This window comes from Phytopseudomonas flavescens (assembly GCF_900100535.1).
Taxonomy (GTDB): domain Bacteria; phylum Pseudomonadota; class Gammaproteobacteria; order Pseudomonadales; family Pseudomonadaceae; genus Aquipseudomonas; species Aquipseudomonas flavescens.
Map to the genome: position 1 here is coordinate 160,989 of NZ_FNDG01000009.1, position 14,794 is coordinate 175,782.

General features: G+C 63.1%; 14 protein-coding genes. 10 read left to right on the forward strand and 4 right to left on the reverse strand.

The features are described 5' to 3' along the window. Window positions 1-18 precede the first annotated feature (18 nt). Window positions 19-672 (reverse strand): alpha/beta hydrolase, encoded by a 654-nt coding sequence (locus BLR94_RS13860; RefSeq protein WP_084306343.1) that lies wholly within the window; start codon window positions 670-672, stop codon window positions 19-21. A gap of 481 nt (window positions 673-1,153) precedes the next feature. Here BLR94_RS13860 and BLR94_RS13865 point away from each other — a divergent pair, with 481 nt between their 5' ends. From BLR94_RS13865 to BLR94_RS13900, 8 genes are all read left to right on the forward strand, one after another. Then, entirely contained in the window at window positions 1,154-2,182 is a 1,029-nt protein-coding gene (locus BLR94_RS13865; protein ID WP_084306344.1) for an amino acid ABC transporter substrate-binding protein, read from the forward strand. A 64-nt stretch (window positions 2,183-2,246) separates the two neighbouring features. After that, entirely contained in the window at window positions 2,247-3,425 is a 1,179-nt protein-coding gene (locus tag BLR94_RS13870) for an amino acid ABC transporter permease (RefSeq protein ID WP_084306345.1), read from the forward strand. Window positions 3,426-3,437: 12 nt separating this feature from the next. Then, window positions 3,438-4,538 (forward strand): amino acid ABC transporter permease, encoded by a 1,101-nt coding sequence (locus BLR94_RS13875; protein WP_084306346.1) that lies wholly within the window; start codon window positions 3,438-3,440, stop codon window positions 4,536-4,538. A gap of 11 nt (window positions 4,539-4,549) precedes the next feature. Then, complete coding sequence (locus BLR94_RS13880) at window positions 4,550-5,311, forward strand: amino acid ABC transporter ATP-binding protein (protein ID WP_084306347.1); 762 nt, start codon at window positions 4,550-4,552, stop codon at window positions 5,309-5,311. A gap of 361 nt (window positions 5,312-5,672) precedes the next feature. After that, window positions 5,673-6,179, forward strand: coding sequence for a nuclear transport factor 2 family protein (locus BLR94_RS13885; RefSeq protein WP_084306348.1), 507 nt, complete (start codon window positions 5,673-5,675; stop codon window positions 6,177-6,179). A 105-nt stretch (window positions 6,180-6,284) separates the two neighbouring features. Beyond that, complete coding sequence (gene pcsA, locus BLR94_RS13890; RefSeq protein WP_084306349.1) at window positions 6,285-6,995, forward strand: phosphatidylcholine synthase; 711 nt, start codon at window positions 6,285-6,287, stop codon at window positions 6,993-6,995. 9 nt (window positions 6,996-7,004) lie between these two features. Next, complete coding sequence (locus BLR94_RS13895) at window positions 7,005-7,319, forward strand: GIY-YIG nuclease family protein (protein WP_084306350.1); 315 nt, start codon at window positions 7,005-7,007, stop codon at window positions 7,317-7,319. Window positions 7,320-7,362: 43 nt separating this feature from the next. Then, window positions 7,363-8,298, forward strand: a complete 936-nt coding sequence (locus BLR94_RS13900; protein WP_084306351.1) for a glutathione S-transferase family protein — start codon at window positions 7,363-7,365, stop codon at window positions 8,296-8,298. Between the two features lie 101 nt (window positions 8,299-8,399). On the opposite strand, the gene eutC is transcribed toward BLR94_RS13900, so the two are convergent. The 3 genes from eutC to eat are packed head-to-tail and all read right to left on the reverse strand — an operon-like array spanning window position 8,400 to window position 12,109. Continuing rightward, the gene (eutC, locus tag BLR94_RS13905) at window positions 8,400-9,209 is read right to left on the reverse strand and encodes an ethanolamine ammonia-lyase subunit EutC (protein ID WP_084306352.1); all 810 of its coding nucleotides are present in this window, start codon (window positions 9,207-9,209) and stop codon (window positions 8,400-8,402) included. A gap of 9 nt (window positions 9,210-9,218) precedes the next feature. Beyond that, window positions 9,219-10,613 carry an ethanolamine ammonia-lyase subunit EutB gene (locus BLR94_RS13910; RefSeq protein WP_084306353.1) on the reverse strand — a complete coding sequence of 465 codons (1,395 nt, stop codon included), beginning with the start codon at window positions 10,611-10,613 and terminating at the stop codon, window positions 9,219-9,221. A gap of 47 nt (window positions 10,614-10,660) precedes the next feature. After that, on the reverse strand, window positions 10,661-12,109 hold the full coding sequence (eat, locus tag BLR94_RS13915) for an ethanolamine permease (protein WP_084306354.1): 1,449 nt from the start codon (window positions 12,107-12,109) through the stop codon (window positions 10,661-10,663). Between the two features lie 468 nt (window positions 12,110-12,577). Here eat and qhpR point away from each other — a divergent pair, with 468 nt between their 5' ends. Both qhpR and BLR94_RS13925 read left to right on the forward strand, forming a co-directional pair. Next, a complete protein-coding gene (gene qhpR / locus BLR94_RS13920) occupies window positions 12,578-13,660 on the forward strand; it encodes an AraC-like transcriptional regulator QhpR (protein WP_084306355.1) in 1,083 nt (360 codons plus the stop codon). 313 nt (window positions 13,661-13,973) lie between these two features. Next, on the forward strand, window positions 13,974-14,558 hold the full coding sequence (locus tag BLR94_RS13925; protein ID WP_084306356.1) for a DUF1349 domain-containing protein: 585 nt from the start codon (window positions 13,974-13,976) through the stop codon (window positions 14,556-14,558). Window positions 14,559-14,794 lie beyond the last annotated feature (236 nt).

The following is a 14,794-nucleotide window of genomic DNA, read 5'->3' on the forward strand; positions in this document are numbered from 1 at the left end:
GATCACGCGAATCAGGCGTTACAGACGGGCTGCCAGCCAGTTGCCGATATCGCGGATTTGCTCCGGTAACACTTCGTGGCCCATGGCGTATTCCTGCCATGTCACGTTGACCTCATGCCGCTGCAGCCAGTCATGGGCAGCGCGGCCCATCGGCGGTAACACCACGCCGTCCTGATTGCCGTGCAGGCAGTACACCGGTATTGCGCGTTGCAGGTCGCTCAGGTGCACCGGGTCGGCAAAGGTCGGGGCATAGGTGGACAGCGCCAGAACACCCCCCAGTGGCCCTTGCCAGCGCAGGAAGGCGGTGTGCAGCACCACCGCGCCGCCCTGGGAAAACCCGGCGAGGAAAATCCGCCCCGGATCGATGCCTTCGTTGCGCTGCGCCTCGATCAGATCGATCACCTGCTGTGCCGATTGTTCGAGCTGCTCGCGATCGATCGCCCTGGCCGGGCTCATGGCGAGAATGTCGTACCAGCTCGGCATCGAGTATCCACCATTGATGGTGACTGGACGGGTAGGCGCCTGGGGCAGGACGAAACGTGTGCTGTTCAATGATTTCTGCAGGGCTTGAGCCACTGGCTGGAAGTCGAAGCGGTCTGCCCCCAGACCGTGCAGCCAGATGACACAGGCATCGGCGGGAAGTGGGGACTGCAGTACCAGAGTGGTGTCCATGGGTTGCTCCATTGTGGGGCTTTCGCTCTAAAGTGGTGCGATGTGCGTTTTCAGCACTACGCTAATCCGTGAACAAGATGTCGCAAGATTACAAGTTTCACCCTTGACCTCCCCGTGGCAGGGGCAAAATCGAAGGATGGTATGGGCTTTGCTATCAAAGCTGTGGACTGATGTCGTTGGCCCCGTACGGTAACACCGCCCGGGGTTGCGGAGCAGACGGGGAAGCCGATTTGATGGGGTTTCCAAAAGGTTCGCCGGGCGCTGCATGCCCCGCGATTTGCAAATTCGCTATCCGTCTCAGGCCCGCTCACCCGCGGGCTGGCGCGAGCGTCGATGACCCCCCTTCGAATGGGTCGCTACACTTGTGCCGAGGTCTGAACGCCGGTCGACGCTGCTGCTGCCAACAGCGTCGGTATGCCCCAAAAAGGTACGGCGATCCGACTGAGACTCCAACACAACAAAAGCAACCGGAGAATATTCAATGAAGATGGTCAAAACCACCCTGGCGATGTTGACCACCGCCGCCGTTCTGGGCGCCGCGGGCATGGCTCACGCCGGCGCCACCCTGGATGCCGTGAAGAAGAAAGGTTTCGTACAGTGCGGTGTCAGTGATGGCCTGCCTGGCTTCTCGGTGCCGGATGAGAAAGGCAACTATCAGGGCATCGACGTCGACATTTGTCGCGGTGTCGCCGCAGCAGTGTTCGGTGACGCGACCAAGGTCAAATACAGCCCGCTGACCGCCAAGGAGCGTTTCACCGCGATCCAGTCCGGTGAAGTCGACGTGCTGTCGCGCAACACTACCTGGACCAGCTCCCGTGATGGCGGCATGGGCCTGGTGTTCACCGGTGTGACCTACTACGACGGCATCGGCTTTTTGGTCAACAAGAAGCTCGGCGTCGCCAGCGCCAAGGAACTGGATGGCGCGACCATCTGTATCCAGGCAGGTACCACCACCGAGCTGAACGTCTCCGACTACTTCCGCTCGAACGGCCTGAAATACACCCCGATCACCTTCGACACCTCCGACGAGAGCGCCAAGTCCCTGGAAGCCGGGCGTTGCGACGTGCTGACCTCCGACCAGTCGCAGTTGTACGCACAGCGCATCAAGCTGGGCGCGCCGGATGACTGGGTAGTACTGCCGGAAGTGATCTCCAAGGAGCCGCTGGGCCCGCTGGTTCGTCGTGGCGACGAAGACTGGATGGCTATCGTCAAGTGGACGCTGTTCGCCATGCTCAACGCCGAGGAACTGGGTGTCGACTCCAAGAACGTCGAAGCCCTGGCCAAGGAAACCAAGAACCCTGACGTCGCCCGTATGCTCGGTGCCGACGGTGAGTACGGCAAGGATCTGAAGCTGCCCAAGGACTGGGTCGTGCAGATCGTCAAGCAGGTCGGTAACTACGGCGAAGTCTTCGAGCGCAACATCGGCAAAGGCAGTGAGTTGAAAATCGAGCGTGGCCTGAACGCTCTGTGGAACAAAGGTGGTCTGCACTACGCGCCTCCCGTGCGTTGATTGACCTGTCGCCCGGCAGCCGGCTGCCGGGCGATTTTCGTTCCGCTATACCTGGGGCATTCCCATGCAGAAAAACATCGGCGCACCGCAGGGGTTCTCCCTCAGCGATCCACGTGTGCGCGCCTGGCTATTCCAGATCATCACCGTTGTGGCCGTGGTCGCGATGGGATGGTTCCTGTTCAGCAACACACAGACCAACCTGCAGCACCGGGGTATCACCTCCGGCTTCGACTTCCTCGAGCGCAGTGCCGGCTTCGGCATCGCCCAACACTTGATCAGCTACACCGAAGCGGACAGCTATGCTCGCGTGTTCGTCATCGGCCTGCTCAACACCCTGCTGGTGTCGTTCATCGGCATCGTGCTGGCCACTTTCCTCGGTTTCATCATCGGTATCGCGCGGCTGTCGCCAAACTGGATGATCAGCAAGCTGGCGACCGTCTATATCGAAGTGTTCCGCAACATCCCGCCGTTGCTGCAGATTCTCTTCTGGTACTTCGCCGTGCTGCTGCCGCTGCCCGGGCCGCGTGCCAGCATCAACGTCGGCGACAGTTTCTTCCTCAGCAACCGCGGCCTGAACATGCCGGCTGCCGAGGCCACAGGGGCCTTCTGGCCGTTCGTGGCCGGCCTGCTTGTGACCCTCGTCGCCATCGTGCTGATGACCCGCTGGGCCAACAAGCGCTTCGAAGCCACCGGCGTGCCGTTCCACAAGTTCTGGGCGGGCCTGGGCCTGGCGATCGCCATCCCCGCGCTGTTCGCGCTGGTCTTCGGCAGCCCGCTGCACTGGTCTGTACCGGAGCTCAAGGGCTTCAACTTCGTCGGCGGCTGGGTGATGATCCCCGAGTTGCTGGCGCTGACCATCGCGTTGACCGTCTACACCGCGGCCTTTATCGCCGAGAACGTGCGCTCCGGGATCAACTCGGTCAGCCACGGGCAGACCGAAGCGGCTCGTTCCCTGGGGCTGCGCCCGGGCCCGACCCTGCGCAAGGTGATCATTCCCCAGGCCATGCGCGTGATCATTCCACCGCTGACCAGCCAATACCTGAACCTGGCGAAGAATTCTTCCCTGGCCGCCGGTATCGGCTACCCGGACATGGTCTCGCTGTTCGCCGGTACGGTGCTCAACCAGACCGGCCAGGCCATCGAGGTGATTGCCATCACCATGAGCGTGTACCTGGCGATCAGTATCAGCATTTCCCTGCTGATGAACTGGTACAACAAGCGCATCGCGCTGATCGAGCGGTGAGGACCTAGCGCAATGAGCACGACCCATATCTTCAAGCCGGATCAGCCGCCACCCAGCGCCAGCGTTGGCGTGGTCGCCTGGATGCGCAGCAATCTGTTCTCCAGCTGGCTCAATACCCTGCTGACCTTCTTCGCCATCTACCTCGTCTGGCTGATGGTACCGCCGCTGCTCAAGTGGGCGTTCATCGACGCCAACTGGGTGGGCACCACTCGCGCCGATTGCACCCAGTCAGGCGCCTGCTGGGTGTTCATCCAGGCGCGCTTCAGCCAGTTCATGTACGGCTTCTACCCCAGTGAACTGCGCTGGCGCGTGGACCTGACCGCCGTACTGGCGATCATCGGCGCAGCACCGCTGTTCATTTCCCGCTTTCCGCGCAAGGCCATCTATGGCATCGGCTTCCTGGTGATCTACCCGGTGGTTGCCTGGTGCCTGCTGCATGGTGGTGTGTTCGGCCTGGAAAACGTACCGACCAGCCGTTGGGGCGGCCTGATGCTGACCCTGGTGATCGCCGCGGTGGGGATCGCCGGCGCATTGCCGCTGGGCATTCTGCTGGCCCTGGGGCGCCGCTCCAACATGCCGGCGGTGCGGGTGGTCTGCGTGACCTTCATCGAGTTCTGGCGTGGCGTTCCGCTGATCACCGTACTGTTCATGTCTTCGGTGATGCTGCCGCTGTTCCTGCCCGAGGGCATGAGCTTCGACAAGCTGATGCGGGCGCTGATCGGGGTGATCCTGTTCCAGTCGGCCTACATCGCCGAAGTGGTGCGTGGTGGTCTCCAGGCGATTCCCAAGGGGCAATACGAAGCGGCCGGCGCCATGGGCCTGGGCTACTGGCGGATGATGGGCCTGGTGATCCTGCCGCAAGCGCTCAAGCTGGTGATTCCGGGCATCGTCAACACTTTCATCGCCCTGTTCAAGGACACCAGCCTGGTGATCATCATCGGCCTGTTCGACCTGCTCAACAGCGTCAAGCAGGCGGCCGCCGACCCGGCGTGGCTGGGCATGGCGACCGAGGGCTATGTGTTCGCTGGCCTGATTTTCTGGATTTTCTGTTTCGGCATGTCCCGCTACTCCCTCCATCTGGAGCGGAAGCTCGATACCGGCCACAAGCGTTAGGAGTCACTTAGATGAGCGAAGCAAACAAGCAACCCAGCGCCGAGCCGATCATTCAGTTGCAGGGCGTGAACAAGTGGTACGGCCAGTTCCACGTCCTCAAGGACATCAACCTGGACGTGCGCCAGGGCGAGCGTATCGTGCTGTGCGGCCCGTCGGGCTCGGGCAAGTCCACCACCATCCGCTGCATCAACCGTCTGGAGGAACACCAGGCCGGTCGCATCGTGGTCGATGGCACCGAACTGACCCGGGACCTCAAGGACATCGAGACCGTGCGCCGCGAAGTGGGCATGGTGTTCCAGCACTTCAACCTGTTCCCGCACCTCACCGTGCTGCAGAACTGCACGCTGGCGCCGATGTGGGTGCGCAAGATGCCCAGGCGCAAGGCGGAAGAAATCGCCATGCACTTCCTCGAGCGTGTGCGTATTCCGGAGCAGGCCCACAAGTTTCCGGGGCAACTGTCCGGCGGCCAGCAGCAGCGTGTGGCCATTGCCCGTGCCCTGTGCATGAAGCCGAAGATCATGCTGTTCGATGAGCCGACCTCGGCACTTGACCCGGAAATGGTCAAGGAAGTACTCGACACCATGATAGGCCTGGCCCAGGACGGCATGACCATGCTCTGTGTGACCCACGAAATGGGCTTCGCCCGCACCGTGGCGGATCGGGTGATCTTCATGGACAAGGGCGAGATCGTCGAACAGGCCGAGCCCAACGCCTTCTTCGACAATCCGCAGAACGAACGGACCAAGCTGTTCCTCGGGCAGATCCTGCACTGAGAACGAACTTACCATCTGCTGCGCGTCGGCCCTGCGCGTTAAAAACAGGCTGGATCACCAGCCCGGTCGGAAAGCCGCTTGCGGCTAACGCACTGTAGTGCGGTCCCGGAGGGGCGAGCGAAGCGAGTTATGCTCATGTACAAAAGTACACTCGCATGCGAGCCCGGTCCGCTTGCTCGCCTGTTTTTGCGGGGCCGCCTAGGCCTTGCAGGACTCTAGCTTGCTAGATCGAAAGTATTGGAAGGGAGCCTCAGCAGGGCTCCCTTTTTCGTTGTGATGAAGGCGTATCAATGGCCGATATGCCCTATCGTCGGCTCGGCGTTTTGCGGCGATACTCTGCGCATCGCCCAGGAGCTCAGCCATGTCCCACCCGAATGCCGATGTGATCACTCGTTTCTACCAGGCCTTCCAGCAGCTGGATGCCGAGCGCATGGTGGGTTGCTATGCGCCTGGTGTCAGCTTCAGTGACCCGGCATTCGGCACCCTGACCGGTGACGATGCTGCAGACATGTGGCGCATGCTGACCACCCGTGCCAAGAACTTCTCCCTGACCTTCAGCGATGTGCAGGCCGATGCCAATGGTGGTAGCGCCAACTGGGTGGCCACTTACCTGTTCAGCCAGACCGGCCGCACCGTGGTGAACCGCATCCAGGCGTCGTTCGTGATTCGTGATGGATTGATCGTCGAACACCGTGATCAGTTCGATATGTGGCGCTGGTCCGCTCAGGCGCTGGGTTTTCAGGGCCTGCTCATCGGCTGGACGCCGCTGCTGAAAAACACCGTGCGCAGGCAGGCCAGGAACGCTCTGCGGCAGTTCCAGGCCGCCCGTGCGTCAGCCGGGCAGCAAGGTGTAGAGGCGCACAGGTGAACGGAGTGGTAGGCTTCCCGGTCTCAATCTTCATCGATGAATGGCCCGGTGCATGTAAAGAGGCCGTTCGTTGCGTGAAAGTCCGTCTACCAGAGTATTTCGATCATGAGTGTTATGTCGCTATCACCCAGTAAAGCCAAGGCATGGAGCGTGCACGCGGTAACCGCCAGTGGGGTCATCCTCGGCATGCTGGCCTTGTTGGCCCTGATCGAGGGGAGGGCGCAAAGCTGCCTGCTGTGGTTGGGGTTGGCGCTTCTGGTTGACGGCTTGGACGGCACCCTGGCGCGCAAGTACGACGTCAAGGTGGTGCTGCCGCATTTCGACGGCTCGACCCTCGACCTGGTGATCGACTACCTCACCTACGTATTCATCCCGGCGATCTTCGTCTACCGCTTCATCCCGCTGCCCGAGTACACGCTGCTGCTCTCCGTGGGCGTCATCCTGCTGTCGTCGCTGTTCTGCTTCTGCAACGTCAACATGAAGAGCAAGGACAACTACTTCGTCGGCTTCCCGGCGGCGTGGAACGTGGTGGTGGTGTACCTCTACCTGCTCGACTTCGAGCCTTGGGTGACCTTCCTGGTCATCATGGTGCTGGCCGGCCTGACGCTGACCCGCATGAAGTTCCTGCACCCGTTCCGGGTCAGACAGTTCATGCCGTTGAACATCGCGGTGACCATGGTCTGGATGTTCGCTTGTGCGCTGCTGATCCTGCAGTTCCCGAACCAGCCGCTGTGGTTGCTGGCGCTGTGGGGCCTGTCTTCGGCGTACTTCGTCGGCATGTGCGTATGGCGCTCTGCCCGCGAATGGTTCGCCTGATCGCCGGCAATGAGCGTTACGCCGGACAAAATCTGGTTCGTCTATCTGGTGCGTGCCGCCAATGGCGCGCTCTATTGCGGCATCAGTGACGATCCACTGCGCCGTTTCGCCCAGCATCAGAGCGGCAAGGGCGCCCGCTTCTTCTTTTCCAGCCCGGCAGTGGCCCTGGTCTACAGCGAAAGCTGTATCGGCAAGGGCGATGCCCTGCGCCGCGAGCGGGCGATCAAACGGCTGGGCAAGGGCGCCAAGGAAACGCTGGTGGCCACTGGGAGCCTCATGCATGTCCTTGATGAGCACTCATCAGCCCCAGTGGGTTCTGCCTAAGCTGAGTTAAGCTGCAGGCCTCATCCGTTTCCGGAGGTCTCCAATGTCTGAGCTGATTCTGCACCATTACCCCACGTCGCCCTTCGCTGAAAAGGCACGTCTGTTGCTGGGTTTCAAAGACCTGGCCTGGCGCTCGGTGCAGATCCCGCCGGTAATGCCCAAGCCGGATCTCACTGCGCTTACCGGCGGCTACCGCAAGACGCCGGTTCTGCAGATCGGTGCCGACATCTACTGCGACACCGCGTTGATCGCCCGCCGCCTGGAAGCGCATCAGCCACAGCCGGCACTGTTGCCGCACTCCCAGGCGTTCGCTATCGCCGCCTTCGCCCAGTGGGCCGACTCGGTGGTGTTCCAGCACGCGGTCAGCCTGGTGTTCCAGCCCGAATCCATCGCCGTGCGCTTCGCCAAGGCGCCTCCCGAGTTCGTTCAGGCCTTCGTCGCCGACCGTGCCAAACTGTTCGCCGGTGGCCAGGCCAGCCGTTTGCCCGCCGAACAGGCCAGGCACCAGTGGCCGGCGTTCATGGCGCGCCTGCAGGCCCAGCTGGAGGCGGGCGGTGGTGAGTTCCTGTTCGGTGAGGCGAGCCTGGCCGATATCGCCATGGCCCACCCGCTGTGGTTCCTGCGTGCGACGCCGGTGACCTCGCCCCTGGTCGATGGCTATCCGGCCGTCTCGGCCTGGCTGGAGCGGGTGCTGGCGCGAGGGCATGGTACATCGCAGTCGTTGAGCAGCGAGGAGGCCATCACGGTGGCCCACGAGGCCACCCCGGCGCCTCTGCCGACTGAGGCATTCAGCGACCCCAACGGTTTCGCCAACGGCCAGGCCGTGGCGATCTCCGCCATCGACTACGGCGTGGATGCGGTGGAAGGCGAGCTGTTGTTCGCCGGGGTGGAAGAGCTGATCGTGCGCCGCGAGGATCCCCGGGCCGGGGTCGTGCACGTGCACTTCCCGCGGCTCGGCTTTGCTATCGAGGCGCGCTGAGGCTCGACTCAGTCCGTAGGGTGGGGCGGGGCGCGTAGCTGACGCTCTTTTCATCCACCTTTGCGGCCGCGATGGTGGTGGATGAGGCGTCACCCTACGAACTAACGCTGATCCGGCAGCAGGAAGTTGCCCGGCCCGGCGTTTTCCAGGGTCGGCACTTCGGCTTCGTCCTTGAGGTCGACGCCCGACAGCTGGCGGCGGCAGGCCTCGCGCATCAGGTACATCAGGCGAAAGGTCGCCATACCGTAGCTGAGGCCTTCCAGGCGCACGTTGGAGATGCAGTTGCGGTAGGCGTCGTTGAGGCCGACCCGTGGCGCATAGGTGAAGTACAGGCCCAGGCTGTCCGGGGAACTGAGGCCCGGGCGTTCGCCGATGAGGATCACCGTCATCTTCGCTCCCAGCCGTTCGCCCACCTCGTCCGCCACCGCGACCCGGCCCTGCTCCACCAGGGTGATCGGCGCCAGCATCCAGCCTTCCTCGTTGATCTGCTCCAGCAGTTTTTCCAGGAACGGCAGGCTGTGGCGGTGCACCGCCAGTGACGACAGCCCATCGGCGATGACGATGGCCAGGTCATAACCACGGCCCTTTTGCGCAGCATATTCATCCAGCGCGCGGGCGGACTCTTCGTCGAGGCGTCGGCCGAGATCCGGACGCTGCAGGTAGGTATGCCGATCGGTCGCAGCGCTTCGCGCCAGCAGGGTATCGAGCCCACGGCCCTGCAGCTCCTCGCGCAGCCCCTCATGGTCAAACGGCAGGTGCACGGCGTCGCGGGCCTGGGCATGGGCGAACTGGAAATCCAGCTGCGCGGCGGTCGGCAGGCTGGTGCCCGCCCGGCCCAGGGCGATACGGGCCGGGGTCAGTTGCCGCAGCTGCTGCCAGGGATTTTCGGTGGTAGGGGATTGGTCTGCCATGCTGCCCTCTCAAGCCAACTGCGCCAGGGCCTGGCGAAACGCCGGCGGCAACTCGTCGCCCATGCGCAGTCGGCCGCCCTGCTGCTGGAAGATGCCCATGCGTGCCAGCCACTGTTCGAACTCCGGGGCGGCGTGCAGGCCCAGTACCTTGCGGGCGTAAAGCGCATCATGGAACGAGGTGGTCTGGTAGTTGAGCATCACGTCGTCGGAACCGGGAATGCCCATGATGAAGTTGATGCCGGCGGTGCCGAGCAGGGTCAGCAGTATGTCCATATCGTCCTGGTCGGCTTCGGCATGGTTGGTGTAGCAGATGTCGCAGCCCATGGGCACGCCGAGCAGCTTGCCGCAGAAGTGGTCCTCCAGGCCGGCACGGATGATCTGCTTGCCGTTGTACAGGTACTCGGGGCCGATGAAGCCGACCACAGTGTTGACCAGGAAGGGATTGAAGTGCCGGGCCACCGCGTAGGCGCGAGTCTCGCAGGTCTGCTGGTCGACGTCGTGGTTGGCGTTGGCCGACAGGGCGCTGCCCTGGCCGGTCTCGAAGTACATCAGGTTGTTGCCCAGGGTGCCGCGCTTGAGGCTCAAGCCGGCCTCGTAACCTTCCTGCAGCACCTTGAGGGTGACCCCGAAGCTGGCGTTGGCCGCCTCGGTGCCGGCGATCGACTGGAACACCAGGTCCAGCGGCGCACCGCGCTCGATGGCGGCGATGGAACTGGTGACGTGGGTCAGCACGCAGGACTGGGTAGGGATCTCGTAGCGCTGGATGATCGCATCGAGCATCTCCAGCAGGGCACGGATCGAACTCGCGCTGTCGGTGGCCGGGTTGATGCCGATCATTGCATCGCCATTGCCGTAGAGCAGGCCGTCGAGAATGCTGGCGGCGATACCGGCCGGATCGTCGGTGGGATGATTGGGCTGCAAGCGGGTGGACATTCGCCCGCGCAGCCCCATGGTGTTGCGAAAGCGGGTGACCACGCGGGTCTTCTGGGCCACCAGCACCAGATCCTGCACACGCATGATCTTCGACACGGCGGCAGCCATCTCCGCTGTCAGCCCCGGCGCCAGGGCGCTCAGGCTGGCTTCGTCGGCAGCCTCACCGAGCAGCCAGTCGCGCAGCCCGCCGACCGTCAGGTGGCTGACCGGAGCGAAGGCCGCCGCATCGTGGGTGTCGATGATCAGCCGGGTGACCTCGTCCTTTTCGTAGGGAATCAGCGCTTCCTGCAGAAAATGCTTGAGCGGCACGTTGGCCAGAGCCATCTGCGCCGCGGCGCGTTCCGCGTCGCTCTGCGCGGCGATCTCGGCCAGGTAATCGCCAGAACGCGCCGGGCTGGCCTTGGCCATCAGCTCGCGCAGGCTGTCGAAGTGCCAGGTCATGTTGCCGATGGTATGGGTGAAGCTAGCCATATATCCATTCTCCTGTCGTAGCCGCCACAGCGGCCACTCGGGGCCAATCAGCGCAGGGAGCGTTCGGCGGCCTGGATGGCGGCGAACTCTTCCTCCGGCGTGCCGGATACCAGGTGGTGACGGCTGTACAAGGCGAAGTAGGCGATGAACAGAGCGTAGATGATGGCCGCGCCGATCACGACCCGTGGGTCGACCAGGAAACCGGCGACCAATGCCACCGCTGCCAGCACCAACGCGACCGACGAGGTCAGCACGCCACCGGGGGTACGGTACGGGCGTGGCATGTCCGGGCGGCGCACGCGCAGGGTGATATGTGCGGCCATCATCAGTACATAGGACAGCGTCGCGCCGAATACCGCCACCAGAATCAGCAGATCACCCTGGCCGCTCAGCGACAGACCGAAGCCGATGATGCCCGGCACGATCAGCGCCATCACCGGGGCCTTGTTGCGGTTGGTCAGCGACAAGCCGCGGGGCAGGTAACCGGCGCGCGACAGGGCGAAGATCTGCCGCGAATAGGCGTAGATGATCGAGAAGAAGCTGGCGATCAGACCCGCAAGGCCTACCAGGTTGACGAACTGGCTCATCCAGGTGGAGCCGCCATAGACCTTGACCAGCGATTCCACCAGCGGGTTGCCCGAGGCGATCAGCGACTGAGCACCGGCGGCGCCGGGGCCGACCAGCAGGATCAGCCCGGCGAAGGCCAGCAGCACCAGCATCGCACCGATCAGGCCGCGGGGCAGGTCGCGCTTGGGGTCCTTGGTTTCTTCGGCAGCCAGCGGCACGCCTTCGACCGCCAGGAAGAACCAGATCGCGTAGGGCAGCGCCGCCCAGATGCCCAGGTAGCCGAATGGCAGGAAGGCACTGGCGCCAGTGGCTTCGGTAGCCGGAATATCGAACAGATTGGCGACCTGAAAGTGCGGCACCATGGCCACGATGTACACGCCCAGCGCGATAGCCGCCACGGCGGTGATCGCGAACATCAGCTTCAGCGCCTCACCGGCACCGAGGATGTGGATGCCGATGAACACCACGTAGAACACCAGGTAGATGATCCAGCCACCGACGCCGAACAGCGACTCGCAGTAGGCGCCGATGAAACAGGCGATGGCGGCGGGGGCGATGGCATACTCGATGAGGATCGCGGTACCGGTGAGGAAGCCGCCCCAAGGCCCGAAGGCGGTGCGGGTGAACCCATAGCCGCCGCCGGCGGTGGGAATCATCGACGACAGTTCGGCCAGCGAGAAGCACATGCACAGGTACATGGTCGCCATCAGCAGGGTGGCGATGAACATGCCGCCCCAGCCGCCCTGGGCCAGGCCGAAGTTCCAGCCGGCGTAGTCGCCGGAAATCACGTAGGCGACGCCGAGGCCGATCAGCAGGATCCAGCCGGCAGCGCCTTGCTTCAATTGCCGGCTGGCGAAGTACTCGGCGCCAACGGCTTCGGTTTCCACTCCGCCTGGCAGGGCGGTGGTGGTGTGCGTCTGTTTGGACATGGGCAGGACTCCTTTAAGGCCGCGCTGCCCGGCAGCACGGCGTCACGGTATGGGGCAATGGCAGGTCAGAAGCACCCCTGCGGGCGGGTGGTGCTGCGGGTCAGTGGCCCGGTGTCCAGGCTGAGCGGCTTGGCAGGGATCATGGGCATCACTCCGCAAACGGCGATTGTTGTAGTGATGAGCGCGCCATCATCATGAGCCGGTTTCATGGCCGCGACTTGACCCAGCGCGTGGACGGCTGTCGCCCAAGGTCAAGTTTTCCGTGCGCCACGGGCAGGTGTCGCGTGCGGTCAAACCGGGCTGCGTCGTTTCGGTGCAGGTGTTTCCATATGACTCGTTTTGGGGCAATGGGCGCGCATTGCCCCCCGCTTGCGGACGGAAAATCCTGTAATGACAAGCGCTTGGCTATGTCGCGGCGCCCGGCGTGGTTCTTGCTTCGTGAAACGAATTGTCACGAAGGAGCGCCGGATGACCTCCCTTATCGCCCCGCCGGCCACCCTGTCGATGATGGCCGGCTCACCAAGCAACGCTGGCGTGCTGGCGGCGGCCGCCAATGGTCTATGCGGTTTCATCGAGAAACACGGCGGTGACGCGGACCGCATCCTCGGCATGTCCGGCATCGACCCGGAGTGCCTGCGCCACCCGACCCTGAGCCTGGCCCTGCCCAATTACTGCCAGGTCCTGGAGGAGGCATCGCGCCAGTCCGGCTGCGACAACTTCGGCCTGTACTACGGCCAGCAGTTCAAGCCCCAGGCGCTCGGGCTGCTGGGCTACATCGGCCTGTGCTCGGCCACGCTCGAGCAGGCGCTGATCAATTTCGCCCAGGCGTTTCCGCTGCATCAGCGCGACAGCCTGATCCGCCTGGTGGACGAGGGCGACTGTTACCGTTTCGACTACCAGGTACGCCATGGCGCCATCCTCTGTCGGCGCCAGGATGCCGAACTGACCCTGGGCATGGCTCTCAACCTGATCCGCCATGTGCTGGGCAGCCACTGGGCGCCGCGTGCGGTGCACTTCGAGCACCCGCGCCCGGAGCACTGGCACGAGCACTGCAAAGTCTTCGATGCGCCGGTGTATTTCGAGCGGCCATTCAACTCGCTGGTCATTCCCAAGCGCGGCCTGGATCGCGCCATGCCGCAGAACGACCCGGTACTGCTGCTGGTCATGCAGGACTCGCTCAGCCGCCTCAGCAACCAGAGCGCATGCGGCCAGCGTGATCTGGCCGACGACGTGCGCGAACAGATCCGCCAGCAACTGCTGAGCGGTGAACCCGTGCTGGAACTCGTCGCCGAACAGCTGGCCATGAGCAGTTGGTCACTGCAACGGCGCCTGCGCGACCAGGGCCTGACCTTTTCCGGCATGGTCGACAAACTGCGCTGCGAGCTGGCGATCCATTACCTGCGCCAGCACCAGTTGCCCATCTCCAACCTGGCACCGTTGCTCGGCTACTCGGAAGTCAGCGCCTTCTCCCGAGCGTTCCGCCGCTGGTTCGGCGTCAGCCCACGGCAGTGGCGGCATGACAGCGATGGCGTCGGGGCGCGCGCGCACTGAGCGACCTGGCTGCGTGTGGCCCTTCAACTGCCATTGTGCATAAGAGCTGGCTTGGTTGTGGCCGCCAGTGGCCAGAAGGCCAGTACGCAAGCCCCTCTATGTTATCCATTACAAGCGGTGCATCTAAACTGGCTCACGCCTAGGGCTGAGAAAAGAAGCCCTCGTCCCCTCAAGTCTGAAACTCGACAGGTTAAATGTCGGCAGCGAGTCTTGACTGAGGTGCACGGTTCGGTCGACTTTGCATAGGGTTGCTGATCGCTTTTTCGAGCGGTCGGTATCAACGCCCTTATCTCGTCTCGCATGGAGCCTGCGTATGAATATCGATTTTAGACGCGGCGAATGGCTGAATCGTCCCGCCACCTCAGCGGTTTCGGAACACAGCCTGACGATGACAACCGATCCAAAAACGGATTTCTGGCGCGAGACCCATTATGGCTTTACCCGCGACACGGGGCACTTTTTAGGCATTGCCAGCGCAGACGGTTTCACGGCGACAATCCGCATCCAGGGCGAATTCCGCTCCTTGTACGACCAGGCAGGGCTGATGGTGCGTCTCGACGAGAAGCGTTGGGTAAAGACCGGGGTGGAGTACACCGACGGGGAAGCGTTTCTAAGCACCGTCGTCACCGATGGGAAATCGGATTGGTCGGTCTCACAGCCCTTCAAGGCGTTGGAAGACTTCTATATCCGCGTCACCCTTTCAAATGGCGCGATGCGTATCCAGGCGTCCCGCGACGGCAGCTTCTGGCCACTGCTGCGGCTGGCCCCATTCCCGGTTGCCGATACCTACCAGGTTGGCCCCACGGCCTGTACCCCGAAACGAAGCGGGCTTGTCATCCGCTTCTCGGAATTTGCAATTGACCCGGCTATCACCAAAGACCTTCATGACCTGACGTGATGGTGCGATGGCTCGGTGTGGATACCACGACCGTTATGCACATAGAAGGGGGAAAGATTAATCTATTGGGATCACTGTCCGCTCCTAGCTGGTAGCTGCCTATAGCCAACGTTCGCTGCCGGCCAGAAGCCGACATATGAAGAGCATCAGTGTGAGCTGCCAGACTTGGCGCTCCAGCGCGGCGGGCAATGTCATGGGCCACGGTTTACAGTGAGGCGTCTCGGGGCCGGAGACGC